We start from the raw sequence: 978 nt of genomic DNA, 5'->3' as shown, positions 1-978 counted from the left end.
GCTTTCCATTGATATGCCCGAAGTAACCATGTTTACTCCGAATGTATGTCTTGCAACGTGTGCGGTAAGGTTCTCATTGATACCCAAAGCCACACCGAGTGAATGAAATTCAAACCACATGGAATCACGTGAAGAAAGAGGGAAAACAGGTTTGCTATCATCCGCTGTATTGTATAGCGACATTATTTGTTCAGCTATCGGATGCAAGGGAATGAACGCTTCGTTGTTGGTCTTTGCTCTTTTCTCACGGATGTATTTTCTACCGTCTGCCGTCATCCCGATATGGTGTGGATACAGGTTACGTAAATCGACATAAGCCAAACCTGTAAGGCTGGAGAAAACAAACATTCTGCGTGCCAACTCCAAAGCCTTATCCTCCATAGGAGTCTCCATAATGAGCAGCAAGTCATTTCTGGATATATGTCTACGCTTTGGTGAGCCTTTCTTTTCATATCCGACATCTTCCAATGGATTGAATTTCAGCAGACCTCTGTCAACAGCGATATAAACCAAGCGTTGCAGCCAACAGAGATTATGGTTCGTATTGGATGCACTATACCCTTTGCCAATCAAGAACAACTTATAAGATTTGCCAAATTCCTCAGTCAAATCTTCAAATGCAATGTCATTCATTCCTCGTAACCCGATGAACTCTCGCAAGTTGAGCTGCGATGTCTTCGATTGGCGATAAGAAGATGTTGAGTTAATACGGATGGAGCGCAGCCTAAGGCGTTCACGCTCCTCCTCGCCAGTGGCAAGCAATGTCATCGGGATAGTATTTGCATCAACAATAACATTCTTCAGAATCTCGGCGGTAACGATGCCCTTTTCCTTTGTTGCCTGCTCGTAGGCTTCGTCAATTCTTTGTCTGAACACTTGCAGTTGTCCGTTCACTCTTGCATTCCTGGCTTCACCTTTTTTCGTGTCCCATTCTTCAGGAGCACAGTAAAGACCTGTTGCTATGGCTGACACTTTGCC

Annotated in this window: 1 protein-coding gene; it reads right to left on the bottom strand. The window is 44.5% G+C overall.

All coding sequences use genetic code 11. From position 1 onward, the window contains the following. On the bottom strand, positions 1-978 hold a 978-nt coding region (locus DXD25_RS16355), incomplete at both ends, for a site-specific integrase (protein WP_117664394.1).

It is taken from the genome of Prevotella sp. TF12-30 (assembly GCF_003436715.1).
In the GTDB taxonomy this organism is placed as follows: Bacteria; Bacteroidota; Bacteroidia; order Bacteroidales; family Bacteroidaceae; genus Prevotella; species Prevotella copri_A.
Note: the sequence above shows the minus strand (reverse complement) of the source record. Positions and strands in the feature narration are given on the sequence as shown.